We start from the raw sequence: 22397 nt of genomic DNA on the forward strand, positions 1-22397 counted from the left end.
TAAAAATAATAATAAAGAATAAGGGACATTTATCCCCTATTCTTTATTTTTTTGTTTATTACTCTTCATCATCTACAACTTCATAGTCAGCATCTACTACATTATCATCATTTCCTGAATTTTCGTTAGAATTTGTTCCTTGAGTGTTTTTGTACATTTTTTCACTCATAGCGTATATTTCTTCTTGAAGAGCTTCTGTTTTAGCCTTGATATTATTTGTATCATCAGTTTTCAAGCTATCTTCAAGGTCTTTAATTTTTCCTTCAATTCTTTCTTTTTCTTCGCCTTCAATTTTAGCGTCTTCTAGGGTTTTTCTAGCTTGGTAAGCTAATGATTCACCATTATTTTTAATTTCAATAGCTTCTTTTTTCTTCTTATCTTCTTCAGCAAATTTCTCTGCTTCTTTTACCTTTTTATCAATTTCTTCATCTGTAAGATTTGTTGATGATGTGATTGTAATTTTTTGTTCTTTTCCACTTCCTTGGTCTTTTGCAGACACATTTACAATACCATTGGCATCTATATCAAATGTAACTTCTATTTGTGGAACCCCACGTCTTGCAGCTGGTATTCCTGTAAGTTGGAATCTACCTAATGTAGTATTGTCCGCTGCCATTTCTCTTTCACCTTGTAATACATGGATATCTACATCAGTTTGTCCATCTGCTGCAGTTGTAAATATTTGAGATTTCTTTGTAGGTATTGATGTATTTCTTTCTATAAGCTTTGTTGTAACTCCACCTAAAGTTTCAATTCCTAATGAAAGTGGTGTAACATCAACTAATAGTATATCCTTTACATCTCCTGATAAAACTCCACCTTGAATAGCTGCACCTAAAGCAACACATTCATCTGGATTAATATCTTTTTGTGGGTCTTTTCCAATAATATCTTTTACTAATTCTTGTACTGCTGGAATTCTTGATGAACCACCAACCATTAGTACCTTTTGGATTTCAGATGCAGATACTGATGCATCCTTTAAAGCTTCTTCTACTGGTCCTCTTGTAGCTTCAACTAAGTCTCTTGTTATTTCTTCAAATTTAGCTCTTGTTACTGTTATATCTAAGTGAACTGGTTGACCATCTACAGCTGTAATAAATGGTAAGTTTACATTAGTTGTCTTTGTTGAAGATAATTCTTTTTTAGCCTTTTCAGCTGCATCTTTTAGTCTTTGCATAGCTGTAAGATCTTTTGTTAAATCAACACCAGTTTCTTTTTTAAATTCACCTGCTAGGTATTCAACTAATTTATTATCAAAATCATCTCCACCTAGTTTGTTGTTTCCTCTTGTAGCTAATACTTCAAATACTCCATCACCAACTTCTAGCACTGATACATCAAATGTACCACCACCTAAGTCATAAACCATTATCTTAGCTTGATCTGTTTCTTTATCCATACCATAAGCTAGGGCTGCTGCAGTTGGTTCATTTATAATTCTTTGAACATTAAGTCCTGCAATCTTGCCAGCATCTTTTGTAGCTTGTCTTTGTGAGTCTGAGAAATATGCAGGTACTGTAATTACTGCATCTGTAACTTTATCATTTAAGTAACTTTCTGCATCAGCCTTAAGTTTTTGTAAAATCATAGCTGAAACTTCTTCTGGAGTATATGATTTTCCATCTATTTCATTTGTCTTATAATCTGTACCCATTTGTCTTTTTATTGATGAAATTGTTCTATCTGGGTTTGTTATTGCTTGTCTTTTAGCAGTTTCTCCCACAAGTCTTTCTCCATCTTTTGTAAATGCTACAACTGATGGTGTTGTTCTATTACCTTCTGAGTTAGGGATTATTGTTGAATCTCCACCTTCAAGTACTGCAACCGCTGAGTTTGTGGTTCCTAAGTCAATTCCTATAATTTTTGCCATAAATAAATCCTCCTATTTTGCAACTTTTACCATACTTGGTCTTAAAACTTTATCATTAAGGGTATATCCTTTTTGATATGTCTCTATAATATAATTTGATTTGAAATTTTCGTTTTCTTCTGTTTGAAATGCGTGGTGGAAATTTGGATCAAATTCAACATTATCTGATTCAATTTCCGCAAGTCCTTCTTTTTCTAAAACTTTCCATAATGAATCTCTTGTCATTACTATTCCTTTAACAAAAGAATCATTTTTGTCTGTATCTTTAAGTGCCCTATCAAAGTTATCTAAAACTGGTAATAACTCTTCAATTAACTTTGATGAAGCAAACTTTTTAAATTCTATTCTAGCCTTTTCTTCCCTTTTTTTATAATTTGAAAACTCTGCTAATAATCTTTGATACTTATCTTTATATTCATTTTCAATTAATTCTTCTTCGACTTCTTTTGGAGTTTCTTCATCTTCTCCTGAAGCTTCATTAACTTCTCCATCTTCATCAACAATTTCAGCTTCGATTTCTTCTAATTCTTCTGTATTTTCAACATTCTCATCATGCTTTTTTTCATTGTCCACCTTAAACACCTACCTTTATTTACTGAGTAAATCTGAAATTAGCTTTATATCAGAAATAACTTCCTTATAATCAATTCTTGTAATTCCTATAATTCCAATTTGGCCTACAATGTCCTTATCATAATTAAAATGCGAAGTTATTATTGTATTGTCTTTTAATTCATTTATCTCATTTTCATCTCCAATAGTAATTTTAAGATTGCTATTGGAATTTTCAATCAAATCCCATATCCTATCTTTACTATCTAAAATTTTAATAAACTCTTTAGCCTTTATTGGATCCTCAAATTCTTTAAAATTAAAAATATTTCCAATTCCTTTTATAATTACTTCCTTACTAAGATCTGTTAAAGAATCATTATTAATTTTATTCTCCAAAATTTCTAATAAGGATTCATACTTTTTAAGATTTTTATCTTTAAGTCTCTTAAACACCTTAGAAATATCTTTAATATTGACTCCTTCTATATTTTTTTTAAGTTCTATAGACAAGTATTTTATATCCTCTTCACTTACTTCAACATTGGTATAAATCCTATCACTAATAATACTTGCATTGTCATAAACTATGACAAATAAGAGCATATTAGAATCAAGTTTAATAAGTTCGAGATTTAAAACTTTATTGATATTATTTCTTATAGTGTAAGATATAGCTGTAAGATTAGTCATCTTAGAAAGTAATAAGGTTGCTGTATCTATAATTTTTGAAACATTTCCATATCTTTTATCAAGAATTTTTTCTAATTTTTCTTCATCTTCTTTATTAGAATCCAGTGTATTTTCTAATATATAATTGACATATAATCTGTAACCCTTATCTGATGGGTACCTACCACTAGAAGTATGGGCCTTTTCAAGAAGTCCCATCTTCTCAAGAGTGCTCATCTCATTTCTAATAGTTGCAGAAGATATATCTAGAGAATATTCATTAAGTAATGAATTTGAACCAATAGGCTCTCCAAGATTAACGTATGAGTTTATAATGGAAAAGAGTATCATTTTCTTTCTCTCGTTCATTATCTTCACCTCATTTAGCACTCCTAATATCTGACTGCTAATATTAATATACTTGGTAAATTTATATTTGCAAGTTAGATTATTTCAAGATAAAATTCATTAGATAAGTCGAAACCTTTATGGGTAAAACTCAGGCTTTTCCCTATATTAAAAAAGCCAAGATTATAATATTTATCAACAATTTTACTATACTTGTTTAAAAGACTATAACCAAAAATTTCTTCAAATTCTTTTAAATTAATTCCTTCACATTCCCTTAGCTTAAAGATTATATATTCTTTCTCCCTTTCACTTTTTGAGATAAACTCTTTAGTTTCTATGGGAAACTTTCCACTATTTATTAAGTTTTCATATTTAATAAAATTTCTTACATTACTGTATCTAATATTCGATAAAAATCCTGATGCACCAAGACCTAAGGCAAGATATCCACCCTCAGACCAATATTTTTTATTGTGGTAAGATTCGAAACCTTTTTTTGAAAAATTAGAAATTTCATACCTAAATAATCCTAAATCTTTTAATTGCTTTTCTATATATAAAAAAATTCCCCTTTCTAGATCATCATCCATTAACTTTAATTTTCTTTTTTTATAAAGAGTATAAAAATATGAACCCTTCTCTAAAATTAGAGAATAATAAGATATATGTTCTGGCTTAATTTCTTTTATAAGTTCTAAATCTTTTTTTACTACATTAAAGTCTCCTCCTGGTAGATTTAAAATCATATCTAAGGAAAGATTTTTAAATCCAACTTTTCTTATATTTTTAATGTCATTTAATATAATTTCTTTACTATGATCACGACCAACATTTTTTAATACCTTATCATCAAATGATTGAACTCCTAGAGATATCCTATCTATACCAAGTTCCCTATATTTTTTTAGCTTATCAAGTGTTAGGGAATTTGGATTTGACTCTATAGTAAATTCCTTAAGATTTTTAACCTTAAAATTTTTAAGTTTTTCTACAAGTTTCTCTATATATTTATAATCAACATATGAAGGTGTTCCTCCTCCAATATATATAGAATCTATATCTACACTTATATTTTTTTGATATAAATCAATTTCCTTATATAAATTATCAAAGTATGAATCAATCATATTTTCCAAATTGGGATAAGCTACGAAATCACAATAAAAACATTTTTTCTTGCAAAAAGGGATATGTACATAAAGTCCAATTTTTTCCATTTTTCCTCCTTTTACATAAAAAAAGCTAGGACAAGCCTAACTTTTTAATCATCTTCATATTTTAATACAGCAAGGAATGCATCCTGAGGGATTTGAACACTTCCTAACTGTCTCATCCTCTTCTTACCTTCTTTTTGTTTTTCTAGTAATTTTTTCTTTCTAGATATATCTCCACCATAACATTTTGCAATTACATCTTTTCTTAGTGCTTTTACAGTTTCTCTTGCTATAACCTTAGAGTCTATAGTAGCTTGAATTGGAATTGTGAATTGTTGTCTTGGTATTTGTTCCTTGAGTTTTTCAACAATTGACCTTCCTCTTTCATATGCAAAATCCTTATGTACTATGGTCGAAAGTGCATCTACCCTATCTTCGTTTATCTTAATATCAAGTTTTATTAAATCACTTTTTACATAGTCTGTTACTTCATAATCAAGAGATGCATAACCCTTTGACCTTGACTTAAGTGAATCAAAGAAATTATATATAACCTCATTTAAAGGTAGCTTATACTTGATTAAAACCCTATTTTCATCAATATAGGACATATCTATAAGCTCTCCACGCCTTGATTGGGCAAGCTCCATTATAGGACCTATATAATCCTTTGGAGTCATAATTTCAGATATTGTAATTGGTTCTTTTACATATTCAATTTCTGAAGTTGATGGAAAATCATTAGGATTTTCCAACTTTTTCTCATCATGACCCTTAGTCTTTACCCTATAGATTACAGAAGGTGCAGTAGCTATAATATCAAGGTCATACTCTCTTTCAAGTCTTTCTGTAATAATATCCATATGCAAAAGTCCCAAAAATCCACATCTTAGACCTACACCCAAGGCTTGAGAGTTTTCTTGTTCAAATACAAGAGATGCATCATTAACTTGGAGTTTTTCAAGAGAATCTCTAAGTTTTGCAAAAGATTCTCCTTCTGCAGGATAAATACCAGAATACACCATTGGTAGAACTTCCTTATATCCTGATAATGGTTTATCTGTTTTATTGTTCTTTAAAGTTATAGTATCTCCAACTCTTGCATTTCTTATGTCTTTAATACTGGCTTCTATAAAACCAACATCCCCACTTCTTAAATCTTTTGTCTCTATCCTATCTTTCATAGTATAGCCAACTGCTGTAACTTCGTATGATTTTCCGCTTGCCATCATGTAAATTTCATCACCAGGCTTAACTGAACCTTCAAAGATTCTCACATAGCATATTACTCCCCTATAAGAATCATAATAAGAGTCAAAAATTAAAGCCTTAAGAGGCTTATCATCATGATCTTCTGGTGCTGGAATATTTTCGATTATATCTTCTAGTACATCAGTAATATTTAATCCAGTTTTAGCTGAAACTAGAGGAATTCCTTCGGTATCAAGACCTATTTGATTTTCTATCTCTTCTTTTGTCTCATCAACCCTAGCACTTGGCAAATCAATCTTATTTAAAACTGGTAAAATCTCAAGATTCTGTTCTAAAGCTAGATAGGTATTAGCCAAAGTTTGAGCCTCTACACCTTGTGATGCATCCACAACAAGAATTGCTCCTTCGCATGCCTTAAGAGATCTTGAAACTTCATAAGTAAAGTCTACATGACCAGGAGTATCTATGAGATTTAGAACATAATCTTTTCCATCCTTAGCCCTATAATTTAACTTTACTGATTTTAATTTAATAGTAATTCCTCTTTCTTGCTCAAGATCCATGCTATCAAGCATTTGTTCTTCAATATCTCTTTTTGAAACAGAATTAGTTTCCTCAATTAATCTATCAGCTAAAGTTGATTTGCCATGATCTATATGGGCTATAATAGAAAAATTTCTTATATTTTCTTTTTTCTTCATTATCTATTTTCCTTATCTACAAAACCAATATCATATAAAGGGTAAAATCTTAAGAAAGCATGACCAACTATAGAATTCTCACTAATAGGGCCAAAATTTCTTGAATCATTACTTGCATTTGGAAGTCTATTATCCCCCATAACAAAGTATTCTCCTTCATTTAAAGTCCATTCACTATTATTATTTGTTGTTAGAGTTTCGTCCGTATTTATATAATGCTCTGAATAAATTTCTCCATTAATATATACATTCCCATTACTTATAGATACAGTATCCCCTGGAAGTCCAACAATTCTTTTTATATAAAGAGTAGATTCTTGGTCAGGAGCTTCAATTATAACTATATCTCCTACATCAAAACCTTTAAAATGCTTCGATAATTTATCTACAAATAACATATCACCACTATGTAATGTGTTAAGCATTGAATTTCCCTCTACCTTGGTAGCATCAAGCAAAAATATTTTTATAAAAAACGCTAAAATTAAAGCAAGCAGTATTGTCTTAATCCAATCAAGAAATTCTAATGAATTTTCTTCACTCATATATACACCTCTCTTACTAAAATATTATAAACGAATATTGCAAAAGTTCAAAATATTTTAAAATCATATAATAAAACTTAAATATTTGTAAAAAACTTAAGTTTATGGTAAAATAAATCAGTCGAAGTAAATTGGGGGTGAAAAAATGGCAAATATCAAATCAGCAATTAAAAGGATTGACATAGCTAGAAGACAAACTGCTAGAAATAAATCTGTAAAATCAGAAATTAAAACATATGTTAAAAAATTTGAACAAGCTATAGAAAATAATGAAGCTGACAAAGCTAATGAACTTTTCAAAACTGTTGATAAAAAAGTAAAACAAGCAGCAGCAAAAAACATTATTCATAAAAATCAAGCTAGTAGAACTAGTTCAAGATTAGCTAAAAAATTAAATTTATTAAATGCTTAATTTTTAGTCGGTTCATTCAAACTTGCGACTTAAGACAAGTCGCAAAGAATAGAATGAGTCGATTTTTTTATTTTGAAAAAGAACTTATTAACATTTCCATATTCAAATTCATATCAAAGTCTAAGCTCTTTTGTTTTCTCTCCATATTATATAAAAAATCATGTATATTAAATAATTCATCAAGAGTAAAATTTCTCACGAAAGATTTATCTTTATTTAACTCATAAAAAGAAATTGAAAGTGTCTTCATTATATATGAATCATTAAAAGAATTATTACTTAAAACCTTTATACCTATAAGATTTCTAATATGTCTTACTAGCATATGATAAATCTTAAATATTTCATCTATATCCCTTGCCATATAAAAGTATGTATCAAGTGCTTTTTTACTATTTTTCATAGATAAGGCATCAGTAAAATTAAAAATATTTAAATCAAGAATTTGATCTAATTGTTCTGATACATCTATGTCTTTTACTTCCATCTGATCAGAGTTTGAAATAATTTTATCTATAGTATTTACAACTTCATAAAGGTCTACCTCTGAGTTTTTATTTAAATATGAAAATCTAGCTATAATATCATTTATTTGAGATTTTTTGATTTTTTTACCAAATTTTAAGAATCTTTTTCCAATAAAATATATTAATTCATTATTAGTAAGCCTTTTTACTTCTACTATTTGACCATTTTTTTTGACATTTTTATAAAATTTTCCCTTAAAAATCTTTGAATCAGGTATTATTAAAAGAGTTAAAAAATCTCCGACATTATTAATTGTTTTTATAAGGCTATTATTAACTTCCTCATATTCTTTAATGTTTTTTTGAGAAAAGTCTACATTTCTCCATATAATCACTTTTTTATCTTCCATAATAGGATATGTGTCCATAGCTGTTTGAATCTCTTCTATACTTGTTTTTCCCTTAATTTCTATGTAATTAAAGTCAGGATATCTTAGTATATCCTTTGCTGCATCTATAATTGTCTCTTTTAGGTATTCTTCTTCAGAATCAATCAAATATATTCCACTTGTATTACTTGATAAGAAAGCTTTCATAAATTCCTTATAATTCATCTAAAAAATCCCCCCTTCATATATTTTTCAACTTTAAAACCACCATTCACAAATTGGATTTCTACATATCCATCTGTTTGAGTATTATAAGTTTTGATATCTTTTAAATTCTCTAATACTTCCTTACTAGGATGTTTATATACATTATTTCGTCCTGCAGATATTAAAGCAACTTCGGGCCTTACATAATTAATAAAATCTTTTGATGTAGAAGATTTAGAGCCATGGTGTGATACTTTTAAAATATCGGCTTTTCTTTTAACTACTTCTTCCCTGTTGCTAGGTAAATCACCCATAGTAAGTATTCTTACTCCTTTTATTGTAAGTAAAAGTGGCATTGAGTCCTCATTTTCTTCCCCATCATAATTTTCAAGGACATCTATTATTATATCTTTTTTAGTAAGTCTATCATAGTCATGTAATATTTCTATGTTGTAATTTTTAAATGAATTCACATTATACTTATTTACATAGATTTTTTCTATATTAAATTCATTATTTAATTTACCTAAAGCTCCATAATGATCACTATCTTCATGAGAGATAAAAACCCCCTTTATTTTTCTAATTCCCTTTGCTTTTAAAAGAGGAATGAGAATATTATCAGTAGAGTTATAATTACCAAAAGAAATCTCACCACAATCAAAAAGATATATATCTTTTCCAGTCTCTAAGATAAATGAATCGCCTTGTCCAATATCTATCATCGAAAAACTTATAGGCCTATTTAAATCACAAGTAATAGAAAAAACTATTATTAGAATTGAATATATTAAATATTTTCTTAAATTTTTAAGTCTTTTGCTTTTAAGTTCCAGAAATAGATATATAATTATTAGAAAATAAATCGATATAAGAATTGATTCTTTTGGAAAACTAATTTTAAATACATCTATAGAATTTAAAAATAAAGCCATATTTATTATTGATTTTATCAAAAAATTCAAACTCCAAAATATAATAAATAAAAACTTTCCCAAAAATGGATATGCCAAAATTATTATAAAAATAAGATAGGCTGATATTTGAAATATAGGTACAATTAAAAAATTTGTAATTATTGATAGAAAATTAAAACTTTGGAAATAATAGACTAAAAACGGGAACATAACAAGTTGAATCGAGCCTATAAAAACCAAATTTTTCTTTATAAATGAACCTTTATTCTTATATTTTGGATAAATTATATATATGGCAAAACCTGCCAAATATGAAAGTATTAGGGATGCATGAAATATAGCAAAAGGATTTATAAAAATAATTAATAGAAAAGATGCCATTAGAATTTTATACATATCCTTTCCTTTTTTTAGTAAAAAACCCAAATATATAATACTATGAAGTAAGATTACTCTCATAATAGAGAAAGGAAATCCTATCAAATATCCATAAGATACTGAAAAAATTAATCCTAAAGGCAGAGCCACTTTATAAGAAAGCCCAAATTTTATAAGTATAAGTATCATAAACCCTAATATTATATCTATATGAAGACCAGATACAGCAAGTAAATGGGAAATACCTAAAGATGATAATTCACTTATATTCTTATACTTTTCTGATAAAACCACAGCCTTTACAAAATCAGATGCATCCTCACTTAAATTATTGTCAAAGATAGATTTTATATAAAAACTAAATTTTTCTTTAAGTCTTAAATTAAGATATTTCGTTTTTTCTACTCTCTTCAAATCTATAATTTTAAGTCTTGATTTAACCCCTTTTCCAAGCATGTAATTCCTATAGTTGAAAAGATAAGGGTTGGTATTCTTAGAGACTAGATCTATTTCAAAATTTCCTATAAGTCTATCTCCAAGATTAAATTCTTTGTCTGATATAAGAATTGATTTTTCATCTATTTTATAAATTTTATCTTTAGCCTTAACTGTATAAATAAATCTATCATTAGTGCTAGACTTATCCACTACTAAAAGTGATAAGTCTAGTTTTTCATATTTGTTCAATTTAAAAGAATTAAAATTTATTCCTGCTATGAAATTTCCTAAAATTACTGCTAGAAAAAAATAAAAAATTGTTTTTTTCATAAATAAAAGACATAGGAAAAAAAGTCCTAAAATCAAGACTAAATTAAGACCTTCAAAATATACAAAAAAACCTATTCCACAAATAAAACCTAATAAGCTTAAAAATAATATTTTTCTCATATCTATCTCCCACTTAAATTATAACATATGATATAATTATAGTATGAAAGATTTATTATACATAAGTCATCCCTTAATAGATGAAATTAGTGCAAATATAAAAAAGAAAAAATATAATTATCCTTATACTAAACTTATCTTAGATAGAAGCATTTTTATTCCGAAAACCGCCTATCTTCTGGATGAAAATCCCGAAATATCCTCATTTAAAATAAAAAACATACAGATGGTTGAAAAAGATATTGTATATACAATTGAAGGAAATATAGAGAAAAAGGAAGTCTACTTAAAAATTGATAAAAAAGCAAGACTTAAAAATTTATATTATAATACTGCATTTTATATTTTTAAGGCTATCTTTTATCAATTCTATAATAACAAGAACATAAGCCTTTCAATAGAAAAAAATAAATCTCGAATTAAGGTAGATAATTTTTATGAAAATTTTGATTTAAAAGCTTTTAAAGAACTTTTTGAAAAGATTATAAAGCTTGGTCTCGACATAAATATAGAAGAGGAAGAAGTTTTTATTGATGGATTTGAAAGATTTCCAAATCAGGGTGTATTTTTGAGAAATACCAAATATTTAGAAGGTATTTATGTTTTTTCATTAGAAAAAATTGAAGATAAGCTTTTAATTGATTTTATAGTTGGAGATGACTATTTAAAATTTGTTAGTAAGAGTATGGATTTGATTGAATATATTAAAAATATTTCTACAGGAGATTTAGATTCTAGTGAAAAGATTACTAAGATTATATCCGCTATACAAAATCAAAAATATTAATGGACTATTCATAAATTTATGAATAGTCCATTTTTTAGTCTTTATTTTACAAGTAGATTTAATATCTTGCCTGGTACATATATTACCTTAAATATATCTTTTCCATCTATATATTTTTGTATGTTTTTATCATTTTCTGCCTTACTTACAGCATCTTCTTGATCTGCATCTTTACTTATATTAAGTTTAGTCCTAACTTTGCCATTTACTTGAACTGGAAGTTCAATTGTATCATATTCAAGCTTAGATTTATCATAAATTGGCCATGATGCTTGATTGAGCTCACCTTCAAATCCTATCTCTTCCCATAATTCTTCTGTTAAATGAGGGGCAACTGGATTTAATAAAATTAAGTAAGTCTTATAATCTTTTTTGGTGATTGTCCCTTTATTTCTAAATTCATTTAATAGACTCATCAAAGCGGCTATAGCTGTATTATATTTTAGTGATTCATAATCATCAGAAACCTTTTTAATAGTTTGATTTATAAGAATTTCTAAATCTTTTGAATATTCTTCTCCATCTTCTACTAATTCATAAAGGTTAAATACTCTTTCAAGATATTTCCTACAACCTTTAACCCCCTCGTCTGACCAAGGAGCAGTTGATCTAAAATCACCAATAAACATTTCATATACTCTTAGAGTATCAGCACCATAATCTCTTACTATGTCATCAGGATTTACTACATTTCCTCTTGATTTAGACATTTTTTGATGGTCTTCTCCAAGAATCATTCCATGAGATGTTCTTTTTTGATATGGTTCTTTTGTAGGAACCTTACCTATATCATATAAGAACTTGTGCCAAAATCTTGAATAGAGTAAATGAAGTGTTGTATGTTCCATTCCGCCATTATACCAATCAACTGGTGTAAAGTATTCTAGATTTTCTTTGCTTGCAATATCCTTACTATTATTAGGATCTGTGTATCTTAAATAATACCATGAAGAGCCTGCCCATTGTGGCATTGTATCTGTTTCCCTTTTAGAAGGCTTTCCGCAGATTGGGCAAGTAGTATTTACAAAGTCATCTATTTTTGATAATGGACTTTCTCCATCATCTGTCACCTCATAGCTTTCTACTTCAGGAAGCTCTATAGGAAGATTTTCTTCCTTTTCTGGAACCCAACCATGTTCTTGACAATAAATCATAGGAATTGGTTCACCCCAATATCTTTGTCTAGAAAATACCCAATCTCGAAGTTTGTAATTTACTTTTGCAAAGCCTATCTCATTATCTTCAACATATTCTATCATCTTAGCTTTGGCTTCATCAACTGAAAGACCATTTAAAAAATCTGAATTTATCATAAGTCCCTTGTCATTTGATATTGTAGGAAGTTCTTCATCCCCATTGTCAATTACAGGAATTATTGGCATATCAAATTTTTTAGCAAATTCAAAATCTCTTTCATCATGGGCTGGTACTGCCATAATCGCACCTGTACCATAAGATATAAGTACATAATCAGATATCCAAATTGGAACTTCCTTTCCATTTACAGGATTTATGGCAGATATTCCATCAAGTTTAACCCCTGTTTTTTCCTTAGAAAGCTCACTTCTTTCAAAATCTGACTTTTTCTTAGCAAAAGTTTGGTATTCTTTAACTTTATCGAGATTTTTAATATCATCTTTAAATTTTTCAAGCATAGGATGTTCTGGTGCTATTACCATATAAGTTGCGCCAAAAATTGTATCAGGTCTTGTAGTATAGACATTTAATTTATAATCCTTATCCTTTAATTTAAAGTCTATTTCTGCACCATAGCTTCTTCCAATCCAATTTTTTTGTTGAGTTTTGATTTTTTCTTCATAGTCAACATCATCTAAATCATCTATGAGTCTGTCTGCATATTTTGTAATTTTTAACATCCATTGATTTTTAACCTTATGGGTTACATCTGAGCCACATCGTTCACACTTACCATCAACTACTTCTTCATTAGCAAGTCCTATCTTACATGATGGACACCAGTTTATTGGCATTTCTTTTTTGTAGGCAAGCCCATGTTTATAGAGTTGTATAAATATCCATTGACTCCATTTATAATAATTTGGATCAGTTGTATTAATTTCTCTTGACCAGTCAAATGAGAAACCAATTGATTTCATTTGCGACTTGAAATTTTTAATATTATCTCTTGTAACTATTGCTGGGTGTATATGATTTTTTATAGCATAGTTTTCTGTTGGAAGACCGAATGCATCCCAACCCATTGGATAAATTACATTTTCTCCTTCTAGTCTTCTCTTTCTTGCTACTATATCTAAAGCCGTATAAGGTCTTGGATGGCCTACATGAAGACCTTGACCTGATGGATATGGAAATTCTACTAATGGATAGAATTTCTTTTTATCCTTATCTATAACAGCTTTAAATGTTTCCTCATCATCCCATATTTTTTGCCATTTTTTCTCAATAGCATTTGGATTATATTCCCTCATAATTACTCCTTAGTTTTTTGATGCAAATGACTTAACTGTTCTTGGATATTGTATTACGTCACGAATGTTCTTCATTCCAGTAAGATACATTACAGCTCTTTCAAAACCAAGTCCATATCCTGAATGAACAACAGAACCATATCTTCTAAGATCTAGATAATTTTGATATTCATCTATGTTAAGTCCATTATCTTCCATAGATTTTACAAGTTCATCATATCTTTCTTCCCTTTGGCTTCCCCCTATCAGCTCACCTACAGCTGGAACTAATAGATCAAAAGCAGCTACAGTTTTCCCATCTTCATTTCTTCTCATATAAAAAGCCTTTATGTCTTTTGGATAGTCTGTAACAAAAACAGGTCCATCTACAATCTTTTCTGATAAATATCTTTCATGTTCTGTTTGAAGGTCCATTCCCCATTCTACTGGATATTCAAAATCTACATTGGCTTCTTTTAGTTTTTTTATAGCATCAGTATAGGTAATTCTTGCAAATTTAGCATCTTTTACCTTTTCAAGCCTTTCTATAAGTGTATCATCAATTTTTTCATTGAAAAAAGTAATCTCATCTTTACAATTTTTAAGAACATAGTCAATCATATACCTAATCATATTTTCCGCTACATCCATACAATCATTGTAGTCAGCAAAGGCAATCTCTGGCTCAAGCATCCAAAATTCAGCTGCATGTCTTGGTGTGTTTGACTCCTCTGCCCTAAAAGTTGGTCCAAATGTATAAATGTCTGAAAAAGCAAGAGCAAAATCTTCTGCTTCCAATTGACCTGATACTGTAAGATATGATTTCTTTCCAAAAAAATCCTTAGAATAATCAACTTTTCCTTCATCATTTAGATTAGGTTTTTCAAGATTTTGGGTTGTAACTTGGAACATCTCTCCTGCTCCTTCAGTATCAGATGCTGTAATTATAGGTGCATTTAAGTAGATAAATCCTCTTTCTTGGAAGAAATTATGAAGAGCAAATGCAAGTTTACTTCTTAATCTAAATACTGCCCTATAAGTATTTGTTCTTGCTCTTAGGTGAGGAATAGTTCTCATGTATTCAAGAGATTGTTTTTGTTTTTGAATAGGGAATTTTTCATCACTATGGCCTAGTACAATAACCTTATTTGCTTGAAGTTCAAAGGCTTGTTTTGCATTATTTGTTTTAACCAATAACCCACTAACCCTTAATGATGCTGAAAGATGTTCTTTTTTTAGTTCTTCAAAGTTATCTAAGTCTTTACTTAACACAACTTGGAGGTTCTTAAATATAGTTCCATCGTTTAGTTCTATAAAACCTACATTCTTAGTAAACCTCGCTTGTCTTATCCATCCTTCAAGAGTAATTTCCTTATCAATAAATTTTTCTAAATCTCTTTGAATTTCTCTTAATTTCATTTGTCTAATCCTCTCTTAACTTTTTCTAATTTTTCTACAAGCTCTTTTTCATATCCAATATTTTTTGGCTCATAAAATTTTTCATTTTTATACTCATCTGGTAAATAATCTTGTTTAACATAGCCATTATAGTTATGAGGGTAAAGATACTCATCTTTTACTAATTTTTTGCTATCTTTATAGTGAGTATCTTTTAATTTATTTGGAACTTCTAAATCCCTCTTATTTTTAACAAAATCCATAGCCTTATTTATAGCAAGATATGTGGAATTGTTTTTAGGACTAAGTGCAAGATAAACGCAAGCCTCTGCTAAAATAATTCTTGCTTCAGGCATTCCAACTGCTATTGACGCATTAAAAGCATTAGTTGCAATATTTAATGCATTTGGATCTGCAAGAGAAATATCTTCTGCAGCAAAAATCATCATCCTTCTTCCTATAAATTTTATATCTTCACCTGAGTTAAGCATTTTTGCTAAATAATAGATACTTGCATCAACATCTGAACCTCTCATAGATTTTATAAAAGCAGATATTGTATCGTAGTGCCTGTCACCATTTCTATCATATATTGAAATCTTTTTTTGAATTGAATCTAAGATAGTTTGGCGGTCAATTTCTATTATACCTTTATTATCATCTTGTGAAAACACAGCTATCTCTAAAGCATTTAAAAGTGCCCTACAATCTCCATTTGAATAGGATATTAAGGTTTCTATTGCATTATTTGTTATACTTATATTTTTTCTTTGGAGTATTCTATCCTTATTTATTGCTCTATCTATAAGCATCTTTAAATCATTATAGCTATGACTTTTCAGCTCAAAAACATACATTCTAGATATCAATGCCTTATTTACTTCAAAATATGGATTTTCTGTTGTTGCCCCAATTAATATAATTGTAGAATCTTCTACAAAAGGCAGAAGATAGTCTTGTTGTGATTTATTAAACCTATGAATTTCATCTATAAAAAGTATAGTCTTTTTATTTTCAAATTTAAGATTATCCTTTGCTATTTCTATTTTTTTCTTTAGATCGGATATACCGCTTGCTACAGCAGATATTTTTTCAAAAGCCATATCAGTAGTATTTGATATGATTTCTGCAAGTGTAGTCTTACCAACTCCTGGAGGTCCATAAAAAATAGATGAGTAAATCCTATCTGCCTTAATCATCCTTCTTAAAATCTTTCCTTCACCTATCAAATGTTCTTGACCAATAAAATCATCAAGTGTTTTAGGTCTTAGCCTATCTGCTAAGGGAGCTGATTTTTCAATTTCTCTTATCCTATTTAATTCAAATAAATCCATGCTTTTCCTATCTTTAAAAAAAAGATGCTATCCTTCATGAATAACATCAATTTTCATCTTTTAAATTTTTTAATTCTTCGTAAAAACTTTCTACATCCTTAAATTCTCTATATACTGAAGCAAATCTAACATATGCTACTGGATCTATATTTTTAAGTTTATCACAAACAAATTTTCCTATTGTAGTGGAAGATACTTCCTTTTTTCCCAAATGATTTATTTCAAGTTCTATTTCATTTGCTATTTGTTCAATTTGATCGATAGAAACTGGTCTTTTCTCACAAGATTTTACTATACCATTTATAAGCTTTGACCTATCAAAAGATTCCCTTGTATCATCTTTTTTTATAACCATAAGTGTCCTGTCTTCATACCTTTCATAAGTTGAAAATCTCTTGTTACAGCTTTGGCAAAGCCTCCTTCTTCTTATAGCAGTATTATCTTCTGTAGCCCTCGAATCTATAACTTTTGTATCATTTGAGTCACAATATGGACATTTCATTTTATTTTAAGAAGTCAGGAAGATCTATATCATCAAATGGATTTGATATTTTTTGTGAATTCTGTCTTTTTGTTGTATTTTTCGCTGGTGCTTGTCTTCTATTTTCAATAACTTCTCTTCTTTTTTGAGAATCTTGATCAAAACCTGTTGCTATTACAGTAATCTTAATATCGTCACCTAGGGATTCATCACTTCCAACACCAAAAATGATATTGGCATCAGAATCGATATGCTCTCTTATTAACTCTGCTGCTTCATTTGCTTCCATAAGTCCAACTTCTGCTGCAGTAACATTTAATAATACTGCATTTGCACCTTCTATTGATGTTTCAAGTAGTGGAGAGTTTACAGCAGCTTTTGCAGCATCAACTGCTCTATTTTCACCACTTGCCCTACCAATACCCATATGAGCAATACCTTGGTCTGACATAATTGATTTAACATCTGCAAAGTCAAGGTTAATAACATTTGGTATAGCTATAAGTTCTGATATACCACTTACAGCATCCATAAGTACTTGGTCAGCCATTTTAAATGCTTCTACCATAGATGTTCTTTTTTCAACTATTTGTAAAAGTCTATCATTAGGAATTGTAATCAATGTATCTACACTATCCTTAAGTGCTTCTATACCACCTTCTGCGGATGTTTGTCTTTTTCTTCCCTCAAATGTAAAAGGTTTTGTAACAACTCCTACTGTAAGTATACCTTGCTCTTTTGCTTTTTTAGCAACTACTGGAGCCGCACCTGTACCAGTTCCACCACCCATTCCAGCAGTGATAAAAACCATATCAGCTCCTTTAAGTGCCTCATCTATTTCAGATTCACTTTCTTCAGCAGCCTTTTCTCCAATTTCAGGATTAGCACCTGCTCCAAGTCCTCTTGTAAGCTTTGCACCAATTTGTAATTTTATATCAGCATTAGCTTCATTTAATGTTTGAAGGTCTGTATTAAGCGCTATAAACTCAACTCCAGAAAGTCCTCCTTCTCTCATTCGGCTTATGGCGTTATTTCCACCACCACCTACACCTATTACTTTAATTTTGGCTAAGGCATTATTTTCTACTTCCATATTGATATTTGCCATATTCCTCCCCCGTTTCATAACTTTTATTTCTCATTATCTTGATCTAGACTTGTTTTATCGACTTCAACTACAGGATCTTTACCTTTATCAAGTCTTATAGTGTAGGCTTTAAGCCCTTTATCACTAATATCTTTTAAAACTGAATCGAGTAGTTTCAGCTTATAATCATAATTATTTAAATCTCCAAAATTAATATGAATATCATTTATTATTATACCAATATCCTGATTGTTTTCCAAGTCTATTTCTTCTAAGTTAAGGCTATACTTATATTCTTGAATTTTCTCTATAAAACCAAGAACTTGCTTATTATCTGTAAACTTTTCACCAAGTTTTGGTTTTTTTTCTATCCCTTTTAATACAACTAGGCCATTCTTATTACTTGTCTTATCTAAAACTTTAGATTCATTTGATATTATATACTCTTTATTGTTGAATGTTGCTGTCATAAATGCAAATTCTTCTTTTACATTTATAAGTATCTTATCTGGATATTCTTTTTGTATATCGACATCTTTAATAATTTCTTCTTTTTTTAAGTTTTCTATACTCTTATTCGCATCATAGAAAAAAATATTATTTCCTATAGGATTATTTAATTTAGATAAGATTTCTTCATCGCTTAAAATTTTATTGCCTTCAATATATATTTGAGAAATTTTAAAATAATCATTCTTAAATATATTATAAATAATAACAATAAAACTAATTATTAATAAAAAAATCATGAACAAAGATGTAAAAACTTTTTCTTTTCTTTTTTTCTTTACTTTTCTTCTTTTTCTTTTTTCCATAATTAACTTGCCATAAGTTTTCTGATTATATTATAAATCTCATCAGCTGCTTTAGGATTTTGTAAACTATTGGCCTTCTCTCCCATGTTTTTTAATTTATCCTTGTCATTGATTATCTCTTTTATATTATCATATAATTTTTGACCAGTTAAATCTTTTTCAAGAATCATCAGGCTTGCACCATGTTCAAAATAGTTTCTTGCATTAAATTCTTGATGATTTTCTGTTGTATAAGCCTTTGGAATTAAAATAGAAGCCTTTTTTAAGGATGAAATTTCAGTCAAGCTCATAGCTCCAGAAGAGGCTATAACTAAATCACTTACAGCATAAAAAAGGTCAATACTATCTATATAAGAAAAAATTTTAAGAAATTCATTATTATATACTTCTTTTTTGAAATTTTCAAAATACATATTTCCTGTTTGATGAAGTAGGTAAAAATCACCCTTCATAAGTTGGCTCATTTCTTTTACTGCTTCATTTAATGCATATGAGCCGTTTGATCCACCAAACGAAAATACTACTGGTATATCCTTTTTTATACCAAGCTTATCTAAATCCTTTTTTGAAAAATCTTCATTAAAGTTTGTTCTTACAGGGTTTCCAGTAATATAAATATTATCTTTGTTTTTCAGGTGTTTTTTAGCCTCTTCGAATGATATACAAACCGCATCTACCCTAGAAGATAAAAACCTTGTTGTTATTCCAGGAAATGAGTTTGACTCATGAATCATAGTTTTTATATGTTTTCTAGATGCTTGATAAATAATTGGAGCACAAACATATCCTCCAGTTCCTATGACAAGATCTGGTTTAAAATCATTGATTATTTTTTTAGCCTTAGAAAAACCCTTTAAATTTGTAATAAGAGATTTGAATAATCTCTTAGATATCTTTCTTGGAAGACCCATAGCTTCTATAGAATGGAATTTATAATCATACTTTTTTACAATTTTTTCTTCAGGTCCACCCTTTATTCCAACATAAAGAATTTCAAGATCATCAATTTCCTTTTCTAATTTTTGGCATATTGCAATGGCTGGATAGATATGCCCTCCCGTTCCTCCGCCTGATACTATTATCTTCATCTTGGCTCTCTTTCTTTTACTAAATTCTTAAAGTCATTTCCTCTTTCTTCAAAACTTTTATACATATCCCAACTTGCTGATGCTGGAGATAATAAGACTATATCATTTTTCTTCATTATCATAAATGCTCTATCAACAGCATCTTTCATGGTATCTTCTATAAAATATTTTATACCATAATCTTCGCTGACAGATTTTAAAATATTTTTAGTTTGACCAATTAAAATAATAGCTTTTATTTTTTTACTTGAACTTTCAAATAAGGGTCTGTAGTCTATATTTTTATCATAACCTCCAGCTATTAAAATTACATTCTTATCAAAACTTTCTAAGGCTTTTATTGCAGAATCAACATTGGTTGCCTTTGAGTCATCAAAAAATTTAACATTATTAATTTCTGTAACAAATTCAAGTCTATGACTTATAGCCTTAAATGTTTTAATATATTTAACTATTTCATTTATATCAATTCCGTATAGATATAATGCCAAGACTGCTGCCATGGCATTTGATATATTATGATTACCTACAATTTTTAAATCATTCCTAGAAAATAATTTTATAGGTTCATCTATGTTTAAAACTATATCATCACCATCTAGGTATATACCATTAGATATCTTATCTTTTGTTGAAAATTCATAAATATTTGCATTGAAGTTTTCTTTATTTTTACTTAATATTTTATCATCATGATTTATAATAATATAATCTTTTTGATCTTGATTTCTAGCTATACTTAACTTATCTTTAATATAGTTTTCCTCACTTTTATGCCAGTCTATATGATCTGGTGTAATATTTAAAATGATTCCAATATGAGGTTTGTAAAACTTTGTATTATGTAGTTGAAAAGATGAAACTTCTTCTACAAAGACTGCTTCATTTTTATACATTTGCCATAGAATACCTTCACCAATATTTCCAACTGCTATAGCTCTTTTTCCTGACTCATTTAAGATATGGCTTATAAGTGAAGTTGTTGTTGTTTTGCCATTTGTTCCAGTTACTGCCAAAAATTCTTTATTATTAAAAATTCTATAAGATAATTCTATATCTGATATTATCTCATTATTTTTTTCAAGAACTTTTACTATCTCATCATCCGGTTTTATACCAGGGGATTTTACTACAAAATCAAATTTATCCTCTTTTTTTACATCAGAAATAGGGCTATAGTCATAGCCCTTTAATCTATCGTCTTCTTTTTTGAGTTTGTCAAAAGTATAAACTTTATATCCCTTACTTGCTAATGTTTTTACCGTTGAAATACCTGTTATTCCTAAACCATATACTAAAACTTTTTTCATATTGCTGCCAATAAAGTAATCAAAGATAAGATTACTGATACTATTGTAAAACCAGTAACTATTTTTGGTTCTTTGTATCCTTTCAATTCAAAATGATGGTGGATTGGTGTCATTAAAAAAATTCTCTTTTTATTTCTAAGCTTATATGAGCCTACTTGTAGGATTACTGAACCAGCTTCAGCTACATATATACCTCCTAATATCACTAAAAAAAGAGCCATTTCCATATTTAGTGCAAGTGCTACTACAGCCCCACCTATAGCCATAGAACCTGTATCACCCATAAATACTGATGCAGGATTTGAATTATAAAATAAAAATCCTAATAGTCCAGCCAACATAATACTTGCAAATAATTTATCTTCAACACTTGTTGCAAGAATTATAAACGAAATAAAAACAGGAATAGAAACTGATGAAGAAAGTCCATCAAGTCCATCCGTAAGATTTACTGCGTTAGATGTTCCTATCATTATAAACATCATAAGTGGTATGCCAAATATTGAGATGTTAATTCTGGTATGAGTAAATGGTATCCAGAGTTTAGTTATGGTGTCATTTTGAAATATAAAACATAAAAGTGCGATTACAAACGATAATCCTACTTGCAATACAATTTTTTGTTTGGCAGTAAGTCCAAGTGACCTTTTTAAAACAAGCTTTCTAAAATCATCAACAAAACCTATTGCTCCAAAACCAAATGTTGCAAGAAGCAATATAAAAGTTTTCATAGAAAAAGGAACAAAAATCAATGTCATTACAAGCGTTGATATCAAAAATATAATACCACCCATTGTCGGTGTACCCGCTTTTTCATAGTGACTTTTTGGCCCTTCTTCTCTAATATTTTGCCCTATATGGCTATTTCTTAAGATTGGAATAATAATTCTTCCAAGTATAAGTGTTAGTATTAATGTTAGTAAAATTATTCTTAAAATATCTTTCATTTC

The 22397-nt window shown here is 28.9% G+C and carries 19 protein-coding genes; 2 read left to right on the forward strand and 17 right to left on the reverse strand.

The features are described 5' to 3' along the window. Nucleotides 1–58 precede the first annotated feature (58 nt). The 6 genes from dnaK to lepB form a co-directional block, all read right to left on the reverse strand. Nucleotides 59–1873: a molecular chaperone DnaK gene (gene dnaK / locus HV819_RS08225; protein ID WP_154541105.1), complete on the reverse strand. Its 1815-nt coding sequence runs from the start codon at nucleotides 1871–1873 to the stop codon at nucleotides 59–61. A gap of 12 nt (nucleotides 1874–1885) precedes the next feature. Next, the gene (gene grpE / locus HV819_RS08230; RefSeq protein ID WP_176269985.1) at nucleotides 1886–2446 is read right to left on the reverse strand and encodes a nucleotide exchange factor GrpE; all 561 of its coding nucleotides are present in this window, start codon (nucleotides 2444–2446) and stop codon (nucleotides 1886–1888) included. 15 nt (nucleotides 2447–2461) lie between these two features. Then, nucleotides 2462–3466: a heat-inducible transcriptional repressor HrcA gene (gene hrcA, locus HV819_RS08235; RefSeq protein ID WP_154541106.1), complete on the reverse strand. Its 1005-nt coding sequence runs from the start codon at nucleotides 3464–3466 to the stop codon at nucleotides 2462–2464. 74 nt (nucleotides 3467–3540) lie between these two features. Further along, nucleotides 3541–4665, reverse strand: coding sequence for a radical SAM family heme chaperone HemW (gene hemW, locus HV819_RS08240; protein WP_176269986.1), 1125 nt, complete (start codon nucleotides 4663–4665; stop codon nucleotides 3541–3543). A 44-nt stretch (nucleotides 4666–4709) separates the two neighbouring features. Next, the gene (lepA, locus tag HV819_RS08245) at nucleotides 4710–6515 is read right to left on the reverse strand and encodes a translation elongation factor 4 (RefSeq protein ID WP_176269987.1); all 1806 of its coding nucleotides are present in this window, start codon (nucleotides 6513–6515) and stop codon (nucleotides 4710–4712) included. After that, nucleotides 6515–7060 carry a signal peptidase I gene (lepB, locus tag HV819_RS08250; RefSeq protein ID WP_154541109.1) on the reverse strand — a complete coding sequence of 182 codons (546 nt, stop codon included), beginning with the start codon at nucleotides 7058–7060 and terminating at the stop codon, nucleotides 6515–6517. The genes lepA and lepB overlap by 1 nt, the downstream gene beginning before the upstream one ends. Before the next feature lie 145 nt (nucleotides 7061–7205). Between lepB and rpsT the strand changes: the two genes are divergently transcribed. Next, nucleotides 7206–7472: a 30S ribosomal protein S20 gene (rpsT, locus tag HV819_RS08255; RefSeq protein ID WP_154541110.1), complete on the forward strand. Its 267-nt coding sequence runs from the start codon at nucleotides 7206–7208 to the stop codon at nucleotides 7470–7472. Between the two features lie 67 nt (nucleotides 7473–7539). On the opposite strand, the gene holA is transcribed toward rpsT, so the two are convergent. Both holA and HV819_RS08265 read right to left on the reverse strand, forming a co-directional pair. After that, the gene (holA, locus tag HV819_RS08260; RefSeq protein ID WP_154541111.1) at nucleotides 7540–8553 is read right to left on the reverse strand and encodes a DNA polymerase III subunit delta; all 1014 of its coding nucleotides are present in this window, start codon (nucleotides 8551–8553) and stop codon (nucleotides 7540–7542) included. Further along, entirely contained in the window at nucleotides 8550–10718 is a 2169-nt protein-coding gene (locus HV819_RS08265) for a DNA internalization-related competence protein ComEC/Rec2 (RefSeq protein ID WP_154541112.1), read from the reverse strand. Before HV819_RS08265 ends, holA begins: the two co-directional genes overlap by 4 nt. A gap of 43 nt (nucleotides 10719–10761) precedes the next feature. Here HV819_RS08265 and HV819_RS08270 point away from each other — a divergent pair, with 43 nt between their 5' ends. Continuing rightward, nucleotides 10762–11505, forward strand: coding sequence for an alanyl-tRNA editing protein (locus tag HV819_RS08270; protein ID WP_154541113.1), 744 nt, complete (start codon nucleotides 10762–10764; stop codon nucleotides 11503–11505). Nucleotides 11506–11546: 41 nt separating this feature from the next. Here the strand turns inward: HV819_RS08270 and leuS are convergent, their stop codons facing one another. The 9 genes from leuS to mraY are packed head-to-tail and all read right to left on the reverse strand — an operon-like array spanning nucleotide 11547 to nucleotide 22394. Then, complete coding sequence (gene leuS / locus HV819_RS08275; RefSeq protein ID WP_176269988.1) at nucleotides 11547–13955, reverse strand: leucine--tRNA ligase; 2409 nt, start codon at nucleotides 13953–13955, stop codon at nucleotides 11547–11549. Between the two features lie 9 nt (nucleotides 13956–13964). After that, a complete protein-coding gene (gene asnS, locus HV819_RS08280; protein WP_154541115.1) occupies nucleotides 13965–15353 on the reverse strand; it encodes an asparagine--tRNA ligase in 1389 nt (462 codons plus the stop codon). Continuing rightward, complete coding sequence (locus HV819_RS08285) at nucleotides 15350–16666, reverse strand: replication-associated recombination protein A (RefSeq protein ID WP_154541116.1); 1317 nt, start codon at nucleotides 16664–16666, stop codon at nucleotides 15350–15352. Before HV819_RS08285 ends, asnS begins: the two co-directional genes overlap by 4 nt. Nucleotides 16667–16712: 46 nt before the next feature. Next, the gene (gene nrdR, locus HV819_RS08290; protein ID WP_154541117.1) at nucleotides 16713–17168 is read right to left on the reverse strand and encodes a transcriptional regulator NrdR; all 456 of its coding nucleotides are present in this window, start codon (nucleotides 17166–17168) and stop codon (nucleotides 16713–16715) included. Between the two features lies 1 nt (nucleotide 17169). Further along, nucleotides 17170–18255 (reverse strand): cell division protein FtsZ, encoded by a 1086-nt coding sequence (ftsZ, locus tag HV819_RS08295; protein ID WP_154541118.1) that lies wholly within the window; start codon nucleotides 18253–18255, stop codon nucleotides 17170–17172. A 23-nt stretch (nucleotides 18256–18278) separates the two neighbouring features. Continuing rightward, nucleotides 18279–19049 carry a cell division protein FtsQ/DivIB gene (locus HV819_RS08300; protein ID WP_154541119.1) on the reverse strand — a complete coding sequence of 257 codons (771 nt, stop codon included), beginning with the start codon at nucleotides 19047–19049 and terminating at the stop codon, nucleotides 18279–18281. Nucleotides 19050–19051: 2 nt separating this feature from the next. Next, complete coding sequence (gene murG, locus HV819_RS08305; protein ID WP_154541121.1) at nucleotides 19052–20137, reverse strand: undecaprenyldiphospho-muramoylpentapeptide beta-N-acetylglucosaminyltransferase; 1086 nt, start codon at nucleotides 20135–20137, stop codon at nucleotides 19052–19054. Continuing rightward, on the reverse strand, nucleotides 20134–21447 hold the full coding sequence (gene murD / locus HV819_RS08310; protein ID WP_154541123.1) for a UDP-N-acetylmuramoyl-L-alanine--D-glutamate ligase: 1314 nt from the start codon (nucleotides 21445–21447) through the stop codon (nucleotides 20134–20136). Before murD ends, murG begins: the two co-directional genes overlap by 4 nt. Next, a complete protein-coding gene (mraY, locus tag HV819_RS08315; RefSeq protein ID WP_154541125.1) occupies nucleotides 21444–22394 on the reverse strand; it encodes a phospho-N-acetylmuramoyl-pentapeptide-transferase in 951 nt (316 codons plus the stop codon). The genes murD and mraY overlap by 4 nt, the downstream gene beginning before the upstream one ends. Between the last annotated feature and the right edge of the window lie 3 nt (nucleotides 22395–22397).

The sequence above is a fragment of the Anaerococcus faecalis genome, from assembly GCF_013371425.1.
GTDB lineage: Bacteria > Bacillota > Clostridia > Tissierellales > Peptoniphilaceae > Anaerococcus > Anaerococcus porci.

Excerpts from the sequence above, each read along its gene's own strand:
- nrdR (WP_154541117.1), bottom strand. The coding sequence starts at position 17,168 with ATGAAATGTCCATATTGTGACTCAAATGATACAAAAGTTATAGATTCG.
- lepB (WP_154541109.1), bottom strand. The coding sequence starts at position 7,060 with ATGAGTGAAGAAAATTCATTAGAATTTCTTGATTGGATTAAGACAATA.
- hemW (WP_176269986.1), bottom strand. The coding sequence starts at position 4,665 with ATGGAAAAAATTGGACTTTATGTACATATCCCTTTTTGCAAGAAAAAA.
- murD (WP_154541123.1), bottom strand. The coding sequence starts at position 21,447 with ATGAAAAAAGTTTTAGTATATGGTTTAGGAATAACAGGTATTTCAACG.
- lepA (WP_176269987.1), bottom strand. The coding sequence starts at position 6,515 with ATGAAGAAAAAAGAAAATATAAGAAATTTTTCTATTATAGCCCATATA.
- HV819_RS08265 (WP_154541112.1), bottom strand. The coding sequence starts at position 10,718 with ATGAGAAAAATATTATTTTTAAGCTTATTAGGTTTTATTTGTGGAATA.
- HV819_RS08270 (WP_154541113.1), top strand. The coding sequence starts at position 10,762 with ATGAAAGATTTATTATACATAAGTCATCCCTTAATAGATGAAATTAGT.
- HV819_RS08285 (WP_154541116.1), bottom strand. The coding sequence starts at position 16,666 with ATGGATTTATTTGAATTAAATAGGATAAGAGAAATTGAAAAATCAGCT.
- mraY (WP_154541125.1), bottom strand. The coding sequence starts at position 22,394 with ATGAAAGATATTTTAAGAATAATTTTACTAACATTAATACTAACACTT.
- ftsZ (WP_154541118.1), bottom strand. The coding sequence starts at position 18,255 with ATGGCAAATATCAATATGGAAGTAGAAAATAATGCCTTAGCCAAAATT.
- murG (WP_154541121.1), bottom strand. The coding sequence starts at position 20,137 with ATGAAGATAATAGTATCAGGCGGAGGAACGGGAGGGCATATCTATCCA.
- hrcA (WP_154541106.1), bottom strand. The coding sequence starts at position 3,466 with ATGAACGAGAGAAAGAAAATGATACTCTTTTCCATTATAAACTCATAC.
- leuS (WP_176269988.1), bottom strand. The coding sequence starts at position 13,955 with ATGAGGGAATATAATCCAAATGCTATTGAGAAAAAATGGCAAAAAATA.
- holA (WP_154541111.1), bottom strand. The coding sequence starts at position 8,553 with ATGAATTATAAGGAATTTATGAAAGCTTTCTTATCAAGTAATACAAGT.
- HV819_RS08300 (WP_154541119.1), bottom strand. The coding sequence starts at position 19,049 with ATGGAAAAAAGAAAAAGAAGAAAAGTAAAGAAAAAAAGAAAAGAAAAA.
- dnaK (WP_154541105.1), bottom strand. The coding sequence starts at position 1,873 with ATGGCAAAAATTATAGGAATTGACTTAGGAACCACAAACTCAGCGGTT.
- asnS (WP_154541115.1), bottom strand. The coding sequence starts at position 15,353 with ATGAAATTAAGAGAAATTCAAAGAGATTTAGAAAAATTTATTGATAAG.
- rpsT (WP_154541110.1), top strand. The coding sequence starts at position 7,206 with ATGGCAAATATCAAATCAGCAATTAAAAGGATTGACATAGCTAGAAGA.